This window comes from Spirillospora sp. NPDC049652, from assembly GCF_040675125.1.
Lineage (GTDB): Bacteria > Actinomycetota > Actinomycetes > Streptosporangiales > Streptosporangiaceae > Spirillospora.
Genome location: NZ_JBFAOF010001380.1, coordinates 1 through 1,456, shown reverse-complemented (window position 1 = coordinate 1,456; position 1,456 = coordinate 1). Strand labels below are relative to the sequence as shown.

Annotated in this window: 2 protein-coding genes; both read left to right on the top strand. The window is 75.3% G+C overall.

Annotated elements, in window-relative coordinates; translation table 11 throughout:
• Nucleotides 1-1,000 (top strand): acyl-CoA dehydrogenase family protein (locus tag AB0J52_RS40395; protein ID WP_500188492.1); only part of this gene is annotated, 1,000 nt, incomplete at its 5' end.
• Nucleotides 997-1,456 (top strand): acyl-CoA dehydrogenase family protein (locus AB0J52_RS40390; protein ID WP_500188490.1); only part of this gene is annotated, 460 nt, incomplete at its 3' end. The genes AB0J52_RS40395 and AB0J52_RS40390, both read left to right, overlap by 4 nt.

Sequence of the window (1,456 nt, the reverse complement as noted above, 5' to 3'; positions counted from 1 at the left end):
GGCGTTCCAGCGGGCGGGCGCGCCGACGAACCGCCCCGAGGCCAACGCCATCGGGCTCGGGATGGCCGCCCCGACGATCCTGGCGTTCGGCACCGAGGAGCAGAAGCGCCGGTTCCTGCGCCCGCTGTGGACCGGCGAGGAGATCTGGTGCCAGCTGTTCTCCGAGCCCGGGGCGGGCTCGGACCTCGCCGCGCTCGGCACCCGCGCCGTGCGGGACGGCGACTCCTGGACGGTCGACGGCCAGAAGGTCTGGACGTCCATGGCGCACGAGGCGCGCTGGGCCATCCTGGTCGCCCGCACCGACCCGGACGTCCCCAAGCACCGCGGCATGACCTACTTCGTGTGCGACATGCGCGCGCCGGGCGTCGAGGTCCGCCCGCTGCGCCAGCTCACCGGCGAGGCCGAGTTCAACGAGGTGTTCCTCACCGGGGTCGCCGTCCCCGACGAGCACCGGCTCGGCGAGGTGGGGGAGGGCTGGCGGGTCGCCACGACCACGCTGATGAACGAGCGCGTCGCGATCGGCGGCCGCGCCGCGCCCCGCGAGGGCGGCATGATCGGCGTCGTCGCCGGCCTCTGGCGCGACCGTCCCGAGCTGCGCACCCCGGCCGGGCACGAGGAGCTGATGAGCCTGTGGGTGGACGCCGAGGCGGCCCGGCTCACCGGCGAGCGGCTGCGCCAGCGGCTCGCGGCCGGCAGCCCGGGCCCGGAGGGCTCGGCGGCCAAGCTCGCCTTCGCCCGCCTCAACCAGGAGATCTCCGGCCTGGAGCTGGAGCTGCTCGGCTCCGAGGGCCTGCGCTACGACGACTGGACGATGCGCCGCCCGACCGAGGTGGACTTCACCCGCCGCTCGCCCGGCTACCGGTACCTGCGCGCCAAGGGCAACTCCATCGAGGGCGGCACGTCGGAGATCCTGCGCAACATCATCGCCGAACGCGTGCTGGGGCTGCCCGGGGAGATCCGGGTGGACAAGGACGTCCCCTGGAAGGACCTGCCGAAGTGACCGACCTGCTGTACGGCGAGATCGAGGACGACCTGCGCTCGGGCCTGCGCGGCATGCTGGAGGAACGGTGCGCCTGGCAGGACGTCCTCGCGGGCACCGAACCCGCCGGTGCCGAGGAGGACGGGCAGCCGGGCGGCGCGCTGTGGCGCGCCTTGGTCGACTTCGGCGTTCTGGCGCTGCCCGTGCCCGAGGAGCGGGGCGGCGGCGGGGCGACCTGGCGCGAGACCGCGGTCGTCATGGAGGAACTGGGCCGCGCCGTCGCGCCCGTCCCGTTCCTGACCAGCTCGGTCATCGCCACGGCGGCCCTGCTGGCGGCGGACGACGAGCTGCTGCCCGCGCTCGCGTCGGGGGAGCGGACGGCCGTGCTCGCCGTCCCGTTCGGCACCGCGCCGGACGCGCCGCTCCCGGACGTCCGGGTGTCCGGCGGCAGTCTGACCGGGGAGGTCCGCGACGTCG